Raw genomic sequence first — 13,990 nt, forward strand, 5'->3', positions numbered from 1 at the left:
GACAGGACGGCTAGCGAGGGAACGCAACAAGGTTCGTCGTCTCGTCCGTGGATGGCGTATAAACGGCGGCGGATTGGCCAGGTGTCACAGCCCGATGCCCCGTCCCATGCTGATGCCGTGGTTGAACATCAGTTCCACACCCAGGCGCCGGCCGGATTCAACCTGAATGCCGAGCGCCTTCTTATGATTGGCGAGCAGGGATTCCAGTTGCGGATCGCGTTCGAGGCTTTTGGCCATGTCGGACATTGCCGTGCGCGTTGACTTGTAGCCCGACATGTCGCCTGCCTGGAATTGGCCCCGGCTCGTGCGATCCAGCTTTTGCCAACGCTCCACGAAACGATCTGCGCGGCGGCTCGGATCGTTGTCTAGTCCGGTGCGGATTTCCGTTTCGAGTTGGAGAGCAAGGACAATGCGGTTGACCCGGCCGGCCGCCGTTTCACGAACCAGCTCGGGATTCTTGACGTAAGCCGCTTCGGCATCGCGCCAGCCATGCGGTCGAACCTTCTCGAAAGCGATGCGCGCATCTCTCAATTCGCGTATCTGCTCGGGAGTCCCCTGCTCGTCCGCATGGCCGCCGACGGTAACAGCGTCGAGTGCGCGCGCGTGGCGCACAAGCGCCTTCGTGCGGGCGCTACGCAACGTCGCTTCCGGGTCCATCGGCGCATTCGTTTCGCGCTGCATGCCCCTCGAGGAAGCTTCTCTTCCGGGCGCGGCGCCGGCATCGCCGTTTCGCTTTCCATCGTCTCCTCTTTCCGGGCTGCGCCCACGGTCTTGGCTAGACTCGGCGTCTACGGGCGAGCGCAACCCGTCGAGCAGCCCGCCGATCCTGTCGCGAAGCTTCTCAGGAACGATGCGGCGCACGATCTCGACCACACGCTGTCGGAAGCTGATCCCACGCCGTTCGGCATAGGTCTGCGCCGGGTCGACCTGGTCGTAATCCGACGCCATGTCGTTGGCGCGGTTGCGTGACAGCGTACGGACAAGCCGCTCGCGGGTGGCGAAGTCGTCGCTGCCGTAGTGCATGTCCATCCCGTCGCGATGCCGCGACAGGGCGACATAGCCGCCATGCGCATCCATACCTGGCGTCGCCAGCACATGCGTGCGGTCGACGGTCATTCCCTGGGCTTTATGAATGGTCGCGGCATAACCGTGGTCGATGTGAGTATAGTCTTTCAGGTCAAAGCGCACGGACCTGCCGCCATCGGTGCGCACGGCCATGTTCTGTGTGCTGACCTCTTCAATCACACCGAGCGTGCCGTTCTTGACGCCGAGTCCGCGCTCGTTGCGCAGGAACATGACGCGGTCGCCGCTTGCAAAATTCCTTGCACCGCGTTCCACATCCAGCTGAACATCGTCGCCGAGTTCGCCAGCACGGCGCATGCGCTCGCGCGCTGCCTTGTTAAGCGCGCGCACCTCGTCGTTTGTGTGGGTGAGAATGATCCGGCTCGCATCTGGCTCTGCCTGTCTGTCGCGGTCCCAGCGCTCGACAAGATCGCTGCGCGCCTCATCGCGCGACGCAGCCTTGTGCACCATGCCTTGTTCGTCATAAGCGCTGATCGCAGCCCAGATCCTGCCGGTTGCAAGATCGCGCGTGGCGTCGCGCTGCCAGTCGTCGCGCTGCCGGCGCACTTGGCCGATTTCGACGCCGCCATGGCGTTCGTGAATCGAACGGAACGCAGCACCCGCCTCGATCGCCTGCAACTGCTGTGGATCGCCCACCAACACGACCTTTGCACCGGCTTCCGCGGCGTGGGAGAGCACGCGCTCCAATTGGCGCGTGCCGACCATGCCGGCTTCGTCAATCACCAGGACATCACGCGCGGTGAGCAGATCGCGCCCCTGTTCCCAGCTATGTTCCAAGCTGGCGATGGTGCGAGACGAGATGCCTGATCCGCTTTCGAGATTCTCGGCCGCAATTCCGGAGAGTGCCGCGCCTCTAACCTCGTAGCCTGCTCCTGCCCAAGCCTCACGCGCCACGCCCAGCATCGCGCTCTTGCCGGTGCCGGCAAAACCAACAACGATACCAAGACCGCGGACATTCGTGATGTGATCCAGTGCATCGGTCTGCTCGTCAGAGAGAACAAGGCCACGATGCTTGGCATCCGCCAACGCCGTCGCACGATCCCGGTCACTCACCGCATGCTGTCTCTGCCCAGCCATGCGTTCTGCCGCGCGATGAAGGCGCTGTTCGCTATGGATCATTTGCCGCGTGGTGAAGCGGTCTTCGCCGCGTCCATCCTTGCCGAGCTCGACCAGATCGGGCGCATTGCTAATGGCCGCCACGACCGCGTTGAACTGCTCCATTCCATCGCTGTGGCGATGCGAGAACTTGGCAATGTCCTTTCGGGTGAAGGTCGATTGCTGATGGGTGATGGCGTCCAGCGCCACGGATGGGTCGGCTATGATGCGCGCGCCATTGTTGCGCGCGATCTCGCGGTGCAGTTCGGCGCGATCTGCTTCAATGCCGGCAGCATCAAGGCCGTTGCCCTCGATGCGTTGAGCCGGTGCACCAATCTGGGTTTGCGGCTCCAGAGCAATGCCCTGCGCTTCCAGACTGCGATGATCGATGCGGGCGTCGATGTCGAGTTCGGCCAGGCGCTCATTGGCAAGCTCGGCCCAGCGCTCGCGCCAGCGCTCGACAAGCTCGGTCTGGTTCCAGTCTCGGACCTTCGCGCCAAAGCCGTTCGCGTCCACGGACCGCATGGTGAGCATGACATGGGCATGCGGCTTGGGACTGCCATCCTCCGCCCTGTCCCAATGCACATTGAGATCGACGACCATGCCCCGACTGACAAACTCGGCCTGCACGAAGTCGCGGGCCAGTTCGATGCCTTGTGCCTGGCTCAGTTCGCGTGGAAGGGCAAACTCCACCTCCCGGGCAAGCTGGGCATCCTTGCGGACCTCAAAGGCTTCGACATCGTTCCACAGCCGTTCGCGGTCGCTCCAGGCTACCGGCGCATTCTCCGGCAGCAGAACCTCGGAATGGACAACGCCGCGCTTGGCCGAGAAGTCGTGGTTTCGATCAATGCGCTCGTCACGCAGCCGCGAGGCAGAGCGGTAGGCCGCCGACGCTACGGCACTGCTCCCGGCCTTGCGGCCAATGACCTTGACGTGAAGATGATAGATCGCCATCGCGACCAGATCATTTGCACGGCAAAGCGCACGTCGGAACGACGTATAAGCGCGCCCTCCCTCGAAAAAATCTCGGGATGGACCAGCCCGTCCCGGGCTGTCTCGGCAACCCTGAAGCCTTCCGGCGGACGCTCGCCTATCATCGCCACATCGACAATCAACGGAGACAGCACATGCGCAAACCACGGGAGTTCGACGCGGAACTGAAGGCGCTGGAAGACAAAGCGCGAGAGCTCAAAACGCGCAAGGTGCAGCAACTTGGCGAACTGGTGATCGCCACCGGCGCCGATCAACTCAGCACCGACGAACTGGCCGGGGCGCTGGTCGCAATCGCCGAAACGAAAGAGACTGCAAAGCGTGAGGCATGGGCCGAGCGTGGGGTGAAGTTTTTCGAGAGCCGGTCCCGGCGAACTGCTCCGGCATCTGGAAGCAACCGGCGCAGCGCTCCAGGGCACCAAGGCAGCCCGCAATCGCCGGCGGGCGGCACGGGCTCGGCATGACATGCGCACCTGGCAGGTCGAGCGCCGCAAGCGCACCCAACATCTGATCGAACTCGGCGGTCTCGTCGTCAAGGCAGGCATCGTCGAACTAACGAATGACGATCGCGCCGTGATCTACGGCGCGCTACTGTGGATCGCCACCAAGCTGCAGAGCCATGAAGGCGAGCACGCGCGCGACCTCTGGGTTGCGAAGGGGAAGCAGGCGTTCAATGCGGAAAGGCATGAAGGGGGAAAGGATCAGCGAACTTAGCGGCGCTTGCGCTACGCCGCGGCCTCGATGTCAAATATCTCGAACCGGACTGAAGGAAAGCAAGACCTGCACTTGTTGCTGCGCCCCTTGGTGGAAGAGCTGAGGTCGGCGGAGCCTTGCGAAAGCTACCTGTTCCAGGTCTCAGGCCGTCGAGTAACAAACTTCGGAGATCACTGAAACAACTGATAACCCACCTTGGCAGGGCGCCCACCCGGTCCAGGGCAGCGCAGCGCGGCCGGATTGAGCAGACCCCGTCGCGCCGTTGCCCGGCAGACCAGAGCATTACGCAGCCAAGCCCTTGGCCTTCGCCTGTGCATGCAGAAACGCCACCGCGCGCCCGGCATGTGATGCAGCGGTGAATATCGCCCGCGTGTCGTCCTTCAAGACCTGCAGCCAGCTTGCGACATAAGCTGCATGATCATCGCGCGTCTTGGGGGTAAGCTGGAGATCGGCGCACAGAAAGGCCGCGCCAAGTTCCGCCACCAGCTCTTCCAGGGCCCTCATCGCCAAAGCGCTTGCGGCCTAACTCCCGGTCAAGGCGCTTGGGATGTTTCGTCCATGGCCATTATGCCGATATCGGCATAAGGGGCATTATGCCGTAACTCGGATTATGCTGCATGCCTGATTTTGGCCACTGTTGAGCTAGCGTTCAGCGATGCGACAGTTCGGCATAATCAGAGCGGTTCGAGGGGGGCGAGTATGGATGTTTTGCGAAGGTCTGGTTACAGGCAAGCGACCTAGGAAGCGGACTAGGACTATCACCAAACGTGTTAGCGGACAGGAAGTTGTTTCTCTCGCAATGTCTGCCAGCGCCGACGCAACTCACCATCGCGTAGGGAAATGGCCTCTTCTGAAACCTCCACCGCCACAATGCGATCGGTGCGGAAGTGCCGAAAGTCCTGCCGCAGTTCACACCAGGCCACCAGCAGTCGGCTGGTCTCGGAATAACCGAGAATGACCGGCCACACAGTGCGCGTTGTCGTCTCATCGGCTTTCGAGCGATAGCGAAGACGCAGCTTTCGTCCGTCGCGAATTGCCTGGCGGATAGGCGCAATATTGATGGTCTCGTTCGGCGGCGATTGCACCGGCCGTATGGTCATGCTTGGTTCGGCGATGAACGGCCGCAGTGCATCGGGAACGACGGCAGCGATTTTGCTGACGACGTCGCTAGCAGCAGTGGCGATGAGCGCATCCGAATGAGAGGAAACCCATTTGGCGCCCAGAACGATGGCTTCAATCTCGTCTGGCGTGAACATGAGGGGCGGCATGTCGAACCCAGGATGGAGAATATAGCCGAAGCCGGCCTCACCGGTAATCGGTCACCCGCTGGCCCATGAGGTCGGCGATGTCGCGGTAGACCGTGCGCTTCGAAACCTCCAGTTCCTGCGAGATAGCAGCGGCCGTCACCGGCCGGCTGCTGCGCCGCAGGATCTGGATGAGCTGAAAAAGACGGTCGGCTCTGCGCATATGCTGACTCCTGCTGCCATAATGCTGGCAACAGCGATGTGAGACAAGCCTGTGAAGATGCGGCAAAGGCGTCGCCATCGCAGGAGGTTTTCATGAAATTCGCATCCGCTCGCATCATCGCCGGCGACATCAAACAGATGGTCGCCTTCTACGAAATGGTCACCGGGGTCACGGCAAACTGGCTGGCGCCGGTCTTTGCCGAACTCGTCACCCCTGGCGCAGTCCTTGCGATCGGCTCGGTGGAGACTGTATCGCTCTGGCAGGAAAACAGCGCCCAGCCAGGAGATAACCGCACTGTTTTTCTCGAGTTTCAGGTCGATGACGTTGATGCCGAATACGCGCGCCTCAAGGATAGCGTTCCCCTTGTGCATGAACTCAAGACCATGCCTTGGGGCAACAAGACATTCCAGTTCCGCGACCCGGAAGGAAGTGCGGTATCGCTCTTCATGCCGGCAACGGAAGATGCCAAACGCCGGTTCATAGGACGATAATCAGAATGACAGATAGGGTGCGCGAGCGCCCCGCGCGCAGTAGGCTATGCAACAATGGCAAACATGGCGTCGCAGACGTAGCGCTTTCCGTCATCGCGTCGAATGACTGCTATCGGGGTATTGGAGCTCGATGGCGAACGTCTGTGCTAGGGTCGAAAACTGCCGCTAGACTGGAAAACAGGTGAAGATTGTCGCTCCAACAACATGGAGCACAAGAGACGGATATATCAAACCAGACTACCTGCCTCGATCCCTACTTCACGTCGTTCGAGGAAAGTCTTTCTTCCAGGAACTACAAACCTGACACCCTTACGAATTATCGCTACCTGCTTCGTCGCTTCGCCCGCTTTCTCGAGGCCGAGGGCATTGCGCCGTCGGCTTTGACGCCGGACCTTGCTGTCGAGTTGGGACGCCGATTGCCGCCCACGCCGAAGAGCCGGATCAAGGTGACCAATCTTGCCAGGCTGTTCGTCGCGCATCTGATTGAAATAGGAGTGGCGACACGACCGCCGCTGACACCTGCGCAGGCAGAGCGCGCTGAGCTGCCGAGCAACTTCGAAACCTACCTTCTGCGACAGCGCGGCCTCAGCCCGCGCACGGTCTATCACGTGCTCCGGTTCGCGGATGCTTTCTCGATCATCGCTTCGGCGACCATATGCTCGATCTGCCCGCTCTGGCCGCGCGAGATGTCGTGGCATTCATGGAGCACCTTCTGACGCGCAAGCGACCGTTCCGCGACAAGACACCAGCCACGCATTTGCGCAGCTTCTTTCAATATCTGTTCGCTCAGGGCCTTACGACTACGCACCTGTCGCTTTGCGTCCCTCGGGTGCATTAAACCCTGGGGCGCAAGACTTCCTCGTCATCTGTTGCCTGACGAGGTGGAGGCAGTCGTGGCCTCGGTCCGCGCCAATTCGCGGCGCGGTGCACGCGACTACGCCATGCTGCTGATGGCCCGCCTTGGCTTGCGCGCGCTCGAGGTCATGGCGATCCTACTCGACGATATCGACTGGCGCGCCGGAGAACTGCTGGTTCGCGGAAAAGGCCAGCAACATGATCGGCTGCCTATCCCGCCGGACGCCCGTCGCCGCGAATGCCTCCCTCAATGTTGATGACTTGGCTATCCTTGAACGGACGGTTGGGTGCCCGATGCGCCACGGCTTGTGCCAAAGCAGGGGTAAACTTCTCTGATCTCAAGTGCCTGATGGACCACAGCCGCAAGGGCGACGTTACGATTGGCTATATCATTCCAGACGACGACGATATCCGCGTTGCCGCACAGAGCGTGGCCGATAAAATGGACGAGCTGTTCGGGTTGGTCAAAGCACCCGAGCCAATAAAGGAACCACAGAAACGGTTCTATCATCCGGCCAACGGCTATCTCGCCCGCGAGGTCCCAGCGGGCAATCACAACGCCGCAGCCAGCCGCCAACTTCCAGACGATCACGCTCCGTTCTCCAAAACGTTGATTATTCAAGCACCTGCTAATGTGCTACGGTCCACGGCAGTTCGCAGGTGCCCGGCCCATGTCCCCCTAACCCCGGTACCCTGGGGTTAGCCTGCGAGCAAATTAGGGTCAGTCGCTCATGCTGGTGGCTGGCCCTATTCTTGTGTTTCCCATCAATGCCGCTATCGTCACCCCCAGTTCGACAGCACTGGGAGACCCCCCTCGACGGTGCTGCGGGCTGTGAGGGTCGGGTCGTCGGGGTAGACGATTCGGCCCTCTTTCTTTCCACGCAGATTTTCATTGCTTTCCCGGGGGTCTTGCCGCAACGGTAGGCACTCGGGTTTGCAGGGTGGAGTTGGGCTGGTGGACGTTCAAGCCGACCATGGTCGGGCGAGCACCGCTAAAAAGCTTGTCCATGCAGCGCTCCTAAACGCGCCGTTTGGCGAAACGGTTTCGATCAAAGAAGCCATCGCTGCCGTCCGCGAACAGGGTCCCAATCTCACCGAGACCGATTGCCAACTCACCGAATGCATCATGTACGAGGCGATATTGCTTGGCCGGTTCGTCGCCTTCGACATGCAGGAATAGATGCGCACGCATGGCACGCTATGGTTCTCGCCGCCGGTCTCGGTGAAGACCCGCCAAACGGGCGTCCGCTATGAGGTCAACAACGTCCAGGCAGCCGCCGAGAACCTGCTTGAGTGGCCCGAGCGTGGCCGCCACTGGAATAAGGCGGTGCAGGCTTGCCTCGCCGCACTAGCTGGCGATCTGACCCCGGATGATGTGCGCGCCGCATTCGAGACGGCGGCACGCAAGGAAGGCATGCTGCTCGATTGATAGCAGGGCAATTCGATCGGGGAACGATTCGCTCCCGGGTGAGTTCCGCCCTTGAGGGCCGGCCCCCAAGGGATGCCACTGCTCAATGTCTACGCTCAACGAATCTCCCCAAATCTTTCGGCAGCTGGCCACTTCAGAAGGTTTCCGTCGGAGGTTGCGCAAGCAGCTGGACTTGGGCGTTGAACTGACGCTGCCGAAGTCCTTCACTGAATTGCTAGGGGCGCTGGATCAGCAGGAAGAGGAACAGACGCTGGCCCGCAGGCACTGAATTCTCAGCCTACCCAAAGAAAAGCCCATCGCAGCTAATGAGGGTAGGCGACGGGCTTCCCGCGACGGAGAGAGCAGCTACACCTCGGCGGATCGACTGCATCGACTAAATCACCAAGCCGTGAATTCGTTCCATGATGGGACACTTTTATTGGTCGGCTAGGCCGCTCTGCTGACGCCCTAGCGACGGAGTTCATATCCTCACCGCCAGCTTGCTGGCCTGGGACTCCTTGGAACAGTGCTAGGGGCTATGAGGGTCGAGTCGGCCGGGTAGACGATTCGGCCCTCATCCGATTTGACCCCTCACTCGGATGCTCGGGACGGACGAATGGGAAAAGGCTTGGTATAGTCGCGAGCAACGGACCGACTTATTAGGACAGGTCGACGAGATTCACCAACGAAGCGCCGACGTCGCGGCCATAGAACAGTTTGTCGGGAAGCGACTGGCGGACCTCTTCCCGAAAGTCTTGCCTTCCGCAACGACCGGGGCGCCCCAATGTTCTCTTTGTTTCTGGCCATATCGAACCCCGAGCCGAAGGCTATTGGGCTGGCAACCAAGATCGGGAATCACATTCTCAAGGCGTCGATGGAACGGGCATCTCGTCATAAAGGCGACCGTTGAAAGTTCGGCCGGCTGCTTTCTTATTCTTCCCGCCCGCCGCCGTCGGGATCATGCTGGAGCTTCTGGGACGGGTGCTCCCCGTCCTAGGTGTCCCCTAGGCCCGGCGGCTTACCACTCCCCCGAAGATACGTTGGCTGCCGGGCCGCCCTTCTACCAGCCATCAGCGCGCATTCCTCGTCGCCGCTCTCTTGGCACCGCCGAAGCGCCGATCGCGTCTTGGCGCCTCGCTGTGGCCCGATGTAGGTCCCACGGGACGCTGGTGCTATGCTTGCGTAAAGCGTGGGAGCAACAAATGGCCTACACTGTCATCTGGTATGGAGTACGGGGCATTATCGACAAGGTGACCTTTGACGCTGAGAAAATGGCGAAGGATCACGCAATCACCATGTTCCCGACTCGAAAGGGTGACGATGGAGTAGTGTCGGTCGAAGTTCGCAAGGACAACGGCGCTGTCGTCTTCAGCCACGCGGAGAATTAGGAAAAGCTCTCAGGCCAAAGGTTGCGGCCTATGCCGCCTGCCTGCGAACCGCCTGCTGCCTGTCCAGGGGCAGCTTGGCGAACTGGCGGACGGTGATCCCGCAGCCCAAGGCCAGCACCGCGGCATGCCGTTTCTCGCCCCGCAGACGGCCAAGGCGCGCGTATTGCCATTCGTTGGGCAGGCGATAGGTGCCGACGAGAGAGCCCGTTTGCGTTGCAGCCTCCAGTTGCGCAATTCTGCTCATGCGAGTCTTTTCGGGGGATAGACAATGTTTCACGACATTTGCCTGGAAGCCTATCGTCTGGGCGGGGTGGACGCAGTCAACTCACTCCTCAAGCAGCAATTTCCGGCCGATGCCGATCGGATCCGCGCTATGGAAGATCTTGAAGACACTGGTTATTGGTCGATCTCGTGGCACGAGAAAAAGCATCCCGACGGCGGGATGTACCGCGACTTCGGAAATGTGAGGGAATACCTAGCCGACGAGGGAGAGCATTGATGGTCCGTTTGTTCCACGAAGCGTTCCTAATGAGGGCCTGCAATTATGCCCGCCAGCTTATGGGCAAGGCGTCCAGCCCTTACGCATCTCCGGAGTCATCGCATGATTCGTGAACTGCAGATTTCGGTCGTCGCGGCCGGCGGCACGGCATTCGTGGCAGTAGACGATCTTGATCAGACCCCAATGCATGGCGGAATGATCCGGCCCGAGCCGCTTCACCATCTCGGCTATGTCGAGCGCGGCCACGCGTTTGCACGTTAGGCAGCTCACCGACAGGCCTGTGCCGGCCTTCACTTTCTTGCCCAGCGTATCTTCAACGAAGCGGTATTCTTTGCCCACGGCGATCTCCAACGAGGTCGCCCCATCCGAGTGAGATATGGCGTTCGGAGATCATCGTTGGCAAGAGGCCGGAGCAAAGATCATTCTCCCTCGGCCGCGGTTCGCGCTAGGCGACGGGCTGTTGTGAGAATGGCCAGCCTTGAGGCTGGCTACGGCGCACGTATTAACAGCCTCTAAAATGCAAAGCCCGCTGCCGGGGGGTCCAACAGCGGGCTCCAGCAATTGGCTACACCCCTGAAGGATCGACCATTTACCGTATATTAATCATCACTTATTGAAGCCGCCGCCGTCAACCTTCCCAAGCTTCCGCGATCACACCATGTCGATCGCAGATGCTTTAGCTACTTTGCATATGCGGCGGACCCCCAGGACCGCCAGGCCGGCGCCCGCTTTCGGGCAATTCTCCCAATGAGAAGGCGTCGGCTACCTTTAGCCCGCTGCTGGTGTGGGGGCACACCAGCAGCGGGCTATCGGGGTTAGCCGCCAAGGGATCGTTTCAGCCGCCAGCGAGGAATGGCAAGGCCTTCGATAGCGCGTCGTCCTGCAATGAGGACTGAGGTCCGAATGCTTCCCGGCCCGAAATCTCCGATTTGATGCTAACGTTTGCAACCGAGCGCCCGAACGTGTCGCGGATCGTGCAGGTTAGATCGCGATCACCGGCCGGGAACCTTCGTAGGAGGTCGAGTGCCGTTGCCTTGGCTTGCGCAAAGCCTTTGAAGGTGCCTCCACGGGCATCGTGGTAGACATCACCGCCATGACATAGGTCGAAGAAGAAGCGAGGCATGGGGGCGATTTTAGCAAGGCCCCGTACAAGGTTCATTATCCGTTTGAGGGACAAGAGTTCATCCGCTGATTTGGGGTGGATCATAAGGAAGCCCGTCCTGTCAGGGGCGGGGGTTACTCTGGTTTGCGTTGACGCGCTTTAGCATGTGTTCGTTGCCGGAAAAGAAAAGCCCGTCGCGGCTAATAGCGTAAAGCGACGGGCTTTGTTCCTGAGGCGGCTGCATCCCTGAAGGAGAATACTGCTCGCATTTCCAACGTGTCACCGCCGTCACTGTTCCCAACAATTTGGAACATTAGAATAAGCTTGACTAAGCGGTAAGCCGCCCCAGAGTCGTTCCCATGGCTAAAGGCAGCATCAACATCGGCGATGAAGTCGCCATCACCGCGACCGTGCGCAGGCGGGTGACAGAAGATCGGGTGAGCGTCTCGATCCCGTCCTATAGCCAGCCGCATTCCATCGTAGACCGGATATCGAAGGTGAAGCACGGCCAGCCGATCGAGCTGATAGGCGATGTCACCCGCGTCAACGAGGGCAAGGTGACGGTCAATCTCGGCGTTCCGGTGACCGTCGATATCGATGCTGTCAGACTGGTGACCGCTTACGTGCCGCCGAAGCGAAAGGCGCCGCTCGTCGACAAGCCGACTTAGTGGGGCAATTGGCTCATGACGAACACAAGCACGGCGCCGATCGCAAAGACGAGCATGAGAGCGACGAGGCGCAAACGCTTGGAGAATATCTGACGATGAGGCCGGGCTACTTTTGCGCCATTATATGCGCTGTAGATGCGCCGGCCGTCTTCGCCGAACCGGTCGCTGTTCGGGTAAGCTTTCTTAGGCTTTGGCCGCGGTTGAAGTATCCCCATCGGGTCGAATGATAATGCATTGGAGACCGCAATGCACGAGGCTCGCTACCGGCCTGGCTTCGCGATCGTCCACGGCGGGTGGAGCCTGCCTGCCATCACCCTCAATCGCGATATCCTGTAGCGATGAACTAGGCCTTCAGGTCAGCGTGATCTTCGGATCGATGTAGAACGTTGCCGACGCCTTAGCCGCGCACATCCGAACGAAGATCCAGCCCTTCTGCTGAGGCGTGAAGGTGGCGGCCAGCTTAAACGCCGATGTCGAGCGCCCCAGGTCAAGGTGCTTGTCGAGACCGCTGCGGCAGCGGCCAGCGTATCGGCCGGACATGTTCTGACGAAGGAGCTTTTCGGCGATGATACCGAGCCCGGATATTCGACCTCGATCCAAATCTCGTCATTGTTCGGCAGAGAGGCAGCGATACCCTCAACGGTCGCCGTCACACTTGATCCGGTGGTATCGCTCCAGATCGCGATCTTCTCGCTTTCGAACGGGAAGTGTCGGGCGGCGTTCGCAGTGGTATCGATCTTCCATGAAAAAGTCGTCGCGCCGTCGCTGGCGCCGCCAATCCTGACGACGGTGGTTTCTTCCTTGGCGGTCCCCTCGAACCGGATGCGTCCGTTGCTTGTAGATGGTGCCGCCGGAGTCGCGGAGGATATAATCAATCGTGCCGGCATCAGATAGGCGTTGGCCCAATCAGCACCGGTAGCGGCGCCGCCGGCGGCCAGGACGGTCGCAAGCGCCAGCGCGGTGAGGATGAGCGAGGCGATCGAGGGGCTCGACGCGCGACCTGGCTGCCACAGGAACAAATGCCGGGCTCGCTTGTTGATTCCGCGAAGGGACCTCAGCCCGCAAGGAAACGGGAGGATGCTTGAACTTGTCGTTCTCGAAATGGCGGTCGCAAGGCAACGCGCGCAGCGAGCCGAGCGCACCCTGAAGCAGGCCACGGCTATGCTCGACGAAAAGCACGGCCTCGCGGTCAGCCTTGCACTGTGCTGCCGGATCCGAGCCGGCCAAGCGAGAGCGAAGGCAGCCAAGCGGCGGCGGCTGAAGATAACGCCGCCGACCGCCCATTGAGGAGCCGATACCATGACGACGATGATGTTCGCTCCCCTCGATTTCGACCACCGCGAAGAGCGCTCCGATCTGCACCGGGCAGCGCGGCTGGAAATGCTGCACGATCGTCTGGCGAAGCGTCTTGACCGTATTGAACGCGCTGCCGATGAGGTCGAGAAGGCGGCCGCGCTTCTGGTCGACGTCACGCACGGCAACGCGACAGAGGCATTCGAAGACGCCATTCGCAGCAATTCGTCGGCGGCGTTCCTTCACCTTGACGCGGGCCAGACATTGGGCATGTGAAGCGAACCGGGCTGTTATGTGCCCCTCATGGCTTCGAGCATTTCGCCTCGTCGCGCCCTTCCGGCCAGCGCCGCCACCATTCGCGCTCGAGTACGCTTGCCACAAGGTCGCCGGCCGGCGTCCGTCATGATCGGCTTGGTGTTCGGCGAGGAAGCGCACGTCGGGCATCCGCTCGCCTCTGACAGGCAGCCAAGGGCCTGATTGATCCATGCGGCAGGGGCGCGGTAGGTTGGCGTCATGCGCGCCTCCGCATCGGCAGAATGTGGCGGCGGATTGTTCGGCTGCTGCATATGGCGCTCGCGCCACATGCGCTTGGCGATGCCAGGAATCGCGCTGATCACCTTGGCCGTCGGCTTGCCGCCTATGCAAAAAGATCAAGCTGGTCGGGGTGAGTTCTCTTGCGCTTAGCCGGTGCCTGGTAAACCGTCCAAAAAGCGAAGCTAGTGTCCTGCTTTGTCCAAAAGCACCCTCAAGTCGGGCTGAGGCGCGACCCTGAAAGTTCGAAAAGCTTCCAAGAACCCCAGTCGATGGCGAATTGTAGAACCGCCTGCTGACCGCTTTGGGGCCGGAAGCCGACGGGCAGCTTTTCAGCGGTGATAGTCAAAACCAGACCTTCAGGCATTTCTTCGACGTGAACTGTCCCGCGGGTAGATCGTTGACC

The 13,990-nt window shown here is 60.7% G+C and carries 19 protein-coding genes and 2 pseudogenes; 13 read left to right on the top strand and 8 right to left on the bottom strand.

Annotation, left to right across the window (positions count from 1 at the left end; all coding sequences use genetic code 11):
- Positions 1 to 84: 84 nt before the first annotated feature.
- Positions 85 to 3,132 (bottom strand): Ti-type conjugative transfer relaxase TraA, encoded by a 3,048-nt coding sequence (gene traA / locus FJ419_RS11805; protein ID WP_140691903.1) that lies wholly within the window; start codon positions 3,130 to 3,132, stop codon positions 85 to 87.
- A gap of 173 nt (positions 3,133 to 3,305) precedes the next feature.
- Between traA and FJ419_RS11810 the strand changes: the two genes are divergently transcribed.
- A complete protein-coding gene (locus FJ419_RS11810) occupies positions 3,306 to 3,632 on the top strand; it encodes a conjugal transfer protein TraD (RefSeq protein WP_140692467.1) in 327 nt (108 codons plus the stop codon).
- A 1-nt stretch (position 3,633) separates the two neighbouring features.
- On the top strand, positions 3,634 to 3,882 hold the full coding sequence (locus FJ419_RS11815) for a conjugal transfer protein TraD (RefSeq protein ID WP_140691906.1): 249 nt from the start codon (positions 3,634 to 3,636) through the stop codon (positions 3,880 to 3,882).
- 282 nt (positions 3,883 to 4,164) lie between these two features.
- On the opposite strand, the pseudogene FJ419_RS11820 reads toward FJ419_RS11815, so the two are convergent.
- Both FJ419_RS11820 and FJ419_RS11825 read right to left on the bottom strand, forming a co-directional pair.
- A pseudogene (locus FJ419_RS11820) lies at positions 4,165 to 4,441 on the bottom strand (zincin-like metallopeptidase domain-containing protein); the annotation flags it as partial.
- Between the two features lie 211 nt (positions 4,442 to 4,652).
- Positions 4,653 to 5,349: pseudogene (locus FJ419_RS11825) on the bottom strand (YafY family protein).
- A 92-nt stretch (positions 5,350 to 5,441) separates the two neighbouring features.
- Between FJ419_RS11825 and FJ419_RS11830 the strand changes: the two are divergent.
- The 3 genes from FJ419_RS11830 (at position 5,442) to FJ419_RS31160 (ending at position 6,952) form a co-directional block, all read left to right on the top strand.
- On the top strand, positions 5,442 to 5,840 hold the full coding sequence (locus tag FJ419_RS11830; RefSeq protein WP_140691910.1) for a VOC family protein: 399 nt from the start codon (positions 5,442 to 5,444) through the stop codon (positions 5,838 to 5,840).
- A 188-nt stretch (positions 5,841 to 6,028) separates the two neighbouring features.
- Complete coding sequence (locus tag FJ419_RS31155) at positions 6,029 to 6,556, top strand: hypothetical protein (protein WP_246677878.1); 528 nt, start codon at positions 6,029 to 6,031, stop codon at positions 6,554 to 6,556.
- A 177-nt stretch (positions 6,557 to 6,733) separates the two neighbouring features.
- Positions 6,734 to 6,952: a hypothetical protein gene (locus tag FJ419_RS31160; protein WP_246677877.1), complete on the top strand. Its 219-nt coding sequence runs from the start codon at positions 6,734 to 6,736 to the stop codon at positions 6,950 to 6,952.
- A gap of 8 nt (positions 6,953 to 6,960) precedes the next feature.
- Here the strand turns inward: FJ419_RS31160 and FJ419_RS11840 are convergent, their stop codons facing one another.
- Positions 6,961 to 7,287, bottom strand: a complete 327-nt coding sequence (locus FJ419_RS11840; RefSeq protein WP_140691915.1) for a hypothetical protein — start codon at positions 7,285 to 7,287, stop codon at positions 6,961 to 6,963.
- A 363-nt stretch (positions 7,288 to 7,650) separates the two neighbouring features.
- On the opposite strand from FJ419_RS11840, the gene FJ419_RS11845 reads away from it, so the two are divergent.
- The 4 genes from FJ419_RS11845 to FJ419_RS11865 all read left to right on the top strand — a co-directional run bounded on the left by FJ419_RS11845 (position 7,651) and on the right by FJ419_RS11865 (position 9,491).
- Positions 7,651 to 7,875 carry a hypothetical protein gene (locus FJ419_RS11845; protein WP_246679186.1) on the top strand — a complete coding sequence of 75 codons (225 nt, stop codon included), beginning with the start codon at positions 7,651 to 7,653 and terminating at the stop codon, positions 7,873 to 7,875.
- Complete coding sequence (locus FJ419_RS11850) at positions 7,876 to 8,124, top strand: DUF982 domain-containing protein (protein ID WP_140691918.1); 249 nt, start codon at positions 7,876 to 7,878, stop codon at positions 8,122 to 8,124.
- Positions 8,125 to 8,209: 85 nt separating this feature from the next.
- Positions 8,210 to 8,392: a hypothetical protein gene (locus FJ419_RS11855; protein ID WP_140691922.1), complete on the top strand. Its 183-nt coding sequence runs from the start codon at positions 8,210 to 8,212 to the stop codon at positions 8,390 to 8,392.
- A gap of 913 nt (positions 8,393 to 9,305) precedes the next feature.
- A complete protein-coding gene (locus FJ419_RS11865; RefSeq protein ID WP_140691926.1) occupies positions 9,306 to 9,491 on the top strand; it encodes a hypothetical protein in 186 nt (61 codons plus the stop codon).
- Positions 9,492 to 9,519: 28 nt separating this feature from the next.
- On the opposite strand, the gene FJ419_RS11870 is transcribed toward FJ419_RS11865, so the two are convergent.
- Positions 9,520 to 9,735: a hypothetical protein gene (locus FJ419_RS11870; RefSeq protein ID WP_140691931.1), complete on the bottom strand. Its 216-nt coding sequence runs from the start codon at positions 9,733 to 9,735 to the stop codon at positions 9,520 to 9,522.
- A gap of 24 nt (positions 9,736 to 9,759) precedes the next feature.
- Here FJ419_RS11870 and FJ419_RS11875 point away from each other — a divergent pair, with 24 nt between their 5' ends.
- Positions 9,760 to 9,990 carry a hypothetical protein gene (locus FJ419_RS11875; RefSeq protein WP_140691936.1) on the top strand — a complete coding sequence of 77 codons (231 nt, stop codon included), beginning with the start codon at positions 9,760 to 9,762 and terminating at the stop codon, positions 9,988 to 9,990.
- Positions 9,991 to 10,047: 57 nt separating this feature from the next.
- Here the strand turns inward: FJ419_RS11875 and FJ419_RS11880 are convergent, their stop codons facing one another.
- Entirely contained in the window at positions 10,048 to 10,341 is a 294-nt protein-coding gene (locus tag FJ419_RS11880) for a hypothetical protein (RefSeq protein ID WP_140691941.1), read from the bottom strand.
- Between the two features lie 484 nt (positions 10,342 to 10,825).
- Positions 10,826 to 11,197 carry a hypothetical protein gene (locus tag FJ419_RS11885; protein ID WP_140691944.1) on the bottom strand — a complete coding sequence of 124 codons (372 nt, stop codon included), beginning with the start codon at positions 11,195 to 11,197 and terminating at the stop codon, positions 10,826 to 10,828.
- Positions 11,198 to 11,451: 254 nt separating this feature from the next.
- Here FJ419_RS11885 and FJ419_RS11890 point away from each other — a divergent pair, with 254 nt between their 5' ends.
- The gene (locus tag FJ419_RS11890) at positions 11,452 to 11,760 is read left to right on the top strand and encodes a hypothetical protein (protein ID WP_140691947.1); all 309 of its coding nucleotides are present in this window, start codon (positions 11,452 to 11,454) and stop codon (positions 11,758 to 11,760) included.
- Between the two features lie 356 nt (positions 11,761 to 12,116).
- Here FJ419_RS11890 and FJ419_RS11895 read toward each other — a convergent pair whose 3' ends face one another.
- Complete coding sequence (locus FJ419_RS11895; RefSeq protein ID WP_140691952.1) at positions 12,117 to 12,779, bottom strand: hypothetical protein; 663 nt, start codon at positions 12,777 to 12,779, stop codon at positions 12,117 to 12,119.
- A gap of 58 nt (positions 12,780 to 12,837) precedes the next feature.
- Here FJ419_RS11895 and FJ419_RS11900 point away from each other — a divergent pair, with 58 nt between their 5' ends.
- Positions 12,838 to 13,047 carry a hypothetical protein gene (locus FJ419_RS11900; protein WP_140691955.1) on the top strand — a complete coding sequence of 70 codons (210 nt, stop codon included), beginning with the start codon at positions 12,838 to 12,840 and terminating at the stop codon, positions 13,045 to 13,047.
- A gap of 12 nt (positions 13,048 to 13,059) precedes the next feature.
- On the top strand, positions 13,060 to 13,329 hold the full coding sequence (locus tag FJ419_RS11905; protein ID WP_246677875.1) for a hypothetical protein: 270 nt from the start codon (positions 13,060 to 13,062) through the stop codon (positions 13,327 to 13,329).
- Positions 13,330 to 13,990 lie beyond the last annotated feature (661 nt).

This window comes from Mesorhizobium sp. B2-6-2 (assembly GCF_006440615.1).
GTDB lineage: Bacteria > Pseudomonadota > Alphaproteobacteria > Rhizobiales > Rhizobiaceae > Mesorhizobium.

What these genes read in the sequence shown, in the direction of transcription:
- FJ419_RS11870 (WP_140691931.1), bottom strand. Translation starts at nt 9,735, where the DNA reads ATGAGCAGAATTGCGCAACTGGAGGCTGCAACGCAAACGGGCTCTCTC.
- FJ419_RS11875 (WP_140691936.1), top strand. Translation starts at nt 9,760, where the DNA reads ATGTTTCACGACATTTGCCTGGAAGCCTATCGTCTGGGCGGGGTGGAC.
- traA (WP_140691903.1), bottom strand. Translation starts at nt 3,132, where the DNA reads ATGGCGATCTATCATCTTCACGTCAAGGTCATTGGCCGCAAGGCCGGG.
- FJ419_RS11830 (WP_140691910.1), top strand. Translation starts at nt 5,442, where the DNA reads ATGAAATTCGCATCCGCTCGCATCATCGCCGGCGACATCAAACAGATG.
- FJ419_RS11885 (WP_140691944.1), bottom strand. Translation starts at nt 11,197, where the DNA reads ATGATCCACCCCAAATCAGCGGATGAACTCTTGTCCCTCAAACGGATA.
- FJ419_RS11865 (WP_140691926.1), top strand. Translation starts at nt 9,306, where the DNA reads ATGGCCTACACTGTCATCTGGTATGGAGTACGGGGCATTATCGACAAG.
- FJ419_RS11815 (WP_140691906.1), top strand. Translation starts at nt 3,634, where the DNA reads ATGCGCACCTGGCAGGTCGAGCGCCGCAAGCGCACCCAACATCTGATC.
- FJ419_RS11890 (WP_140691947.1), top strand. Translation starts at nt 11,452, where the DNA reads ATGGCTAAAGGCAGCATCAACATCGGCGATGAAGTCGCCATCACCGCG.
- FJ419_RS11810 (WP_140692467.1), top strand. Translation starts at nt 3,306, where the DNA reads ATGCGCAAACCACGGGAGTTCGACGCGGAACTGAAGGCGCTGGAAGAC.
- FJ419_RS11905 (WP_246677875.1), top strand. Translation starts at nt 13,060, where the DNA reads ATGACGACGATGATGTTCGCTCCCCTCGATTTCGACCACCGCGAAGAG.
- FJ419_RS11900 (WP_140691955.1), top strand. Translation starts at nt 12,838, where the DNA reads ATGCTTGAACTTGTCGTTCTCGAAATGGCGGTCGCAAGGCAACGCGCG.
- FJ419_RS11855 (WP_140691922.1), top strand. Translation starts at nt 8,210, where the DNA reads ATGTCTACGCTCAACGAATCTCCCCAAATCTTTCGGCAGCTGGCCACT.
- FJ419_RS11850 (WP_140691918.1), top strand. Translation starts at nt 7,876, where the DNA reads ATGCGCACGCATGGCACGCTATGGTTCTCGCCGCCGGTCTCGGTGAAG.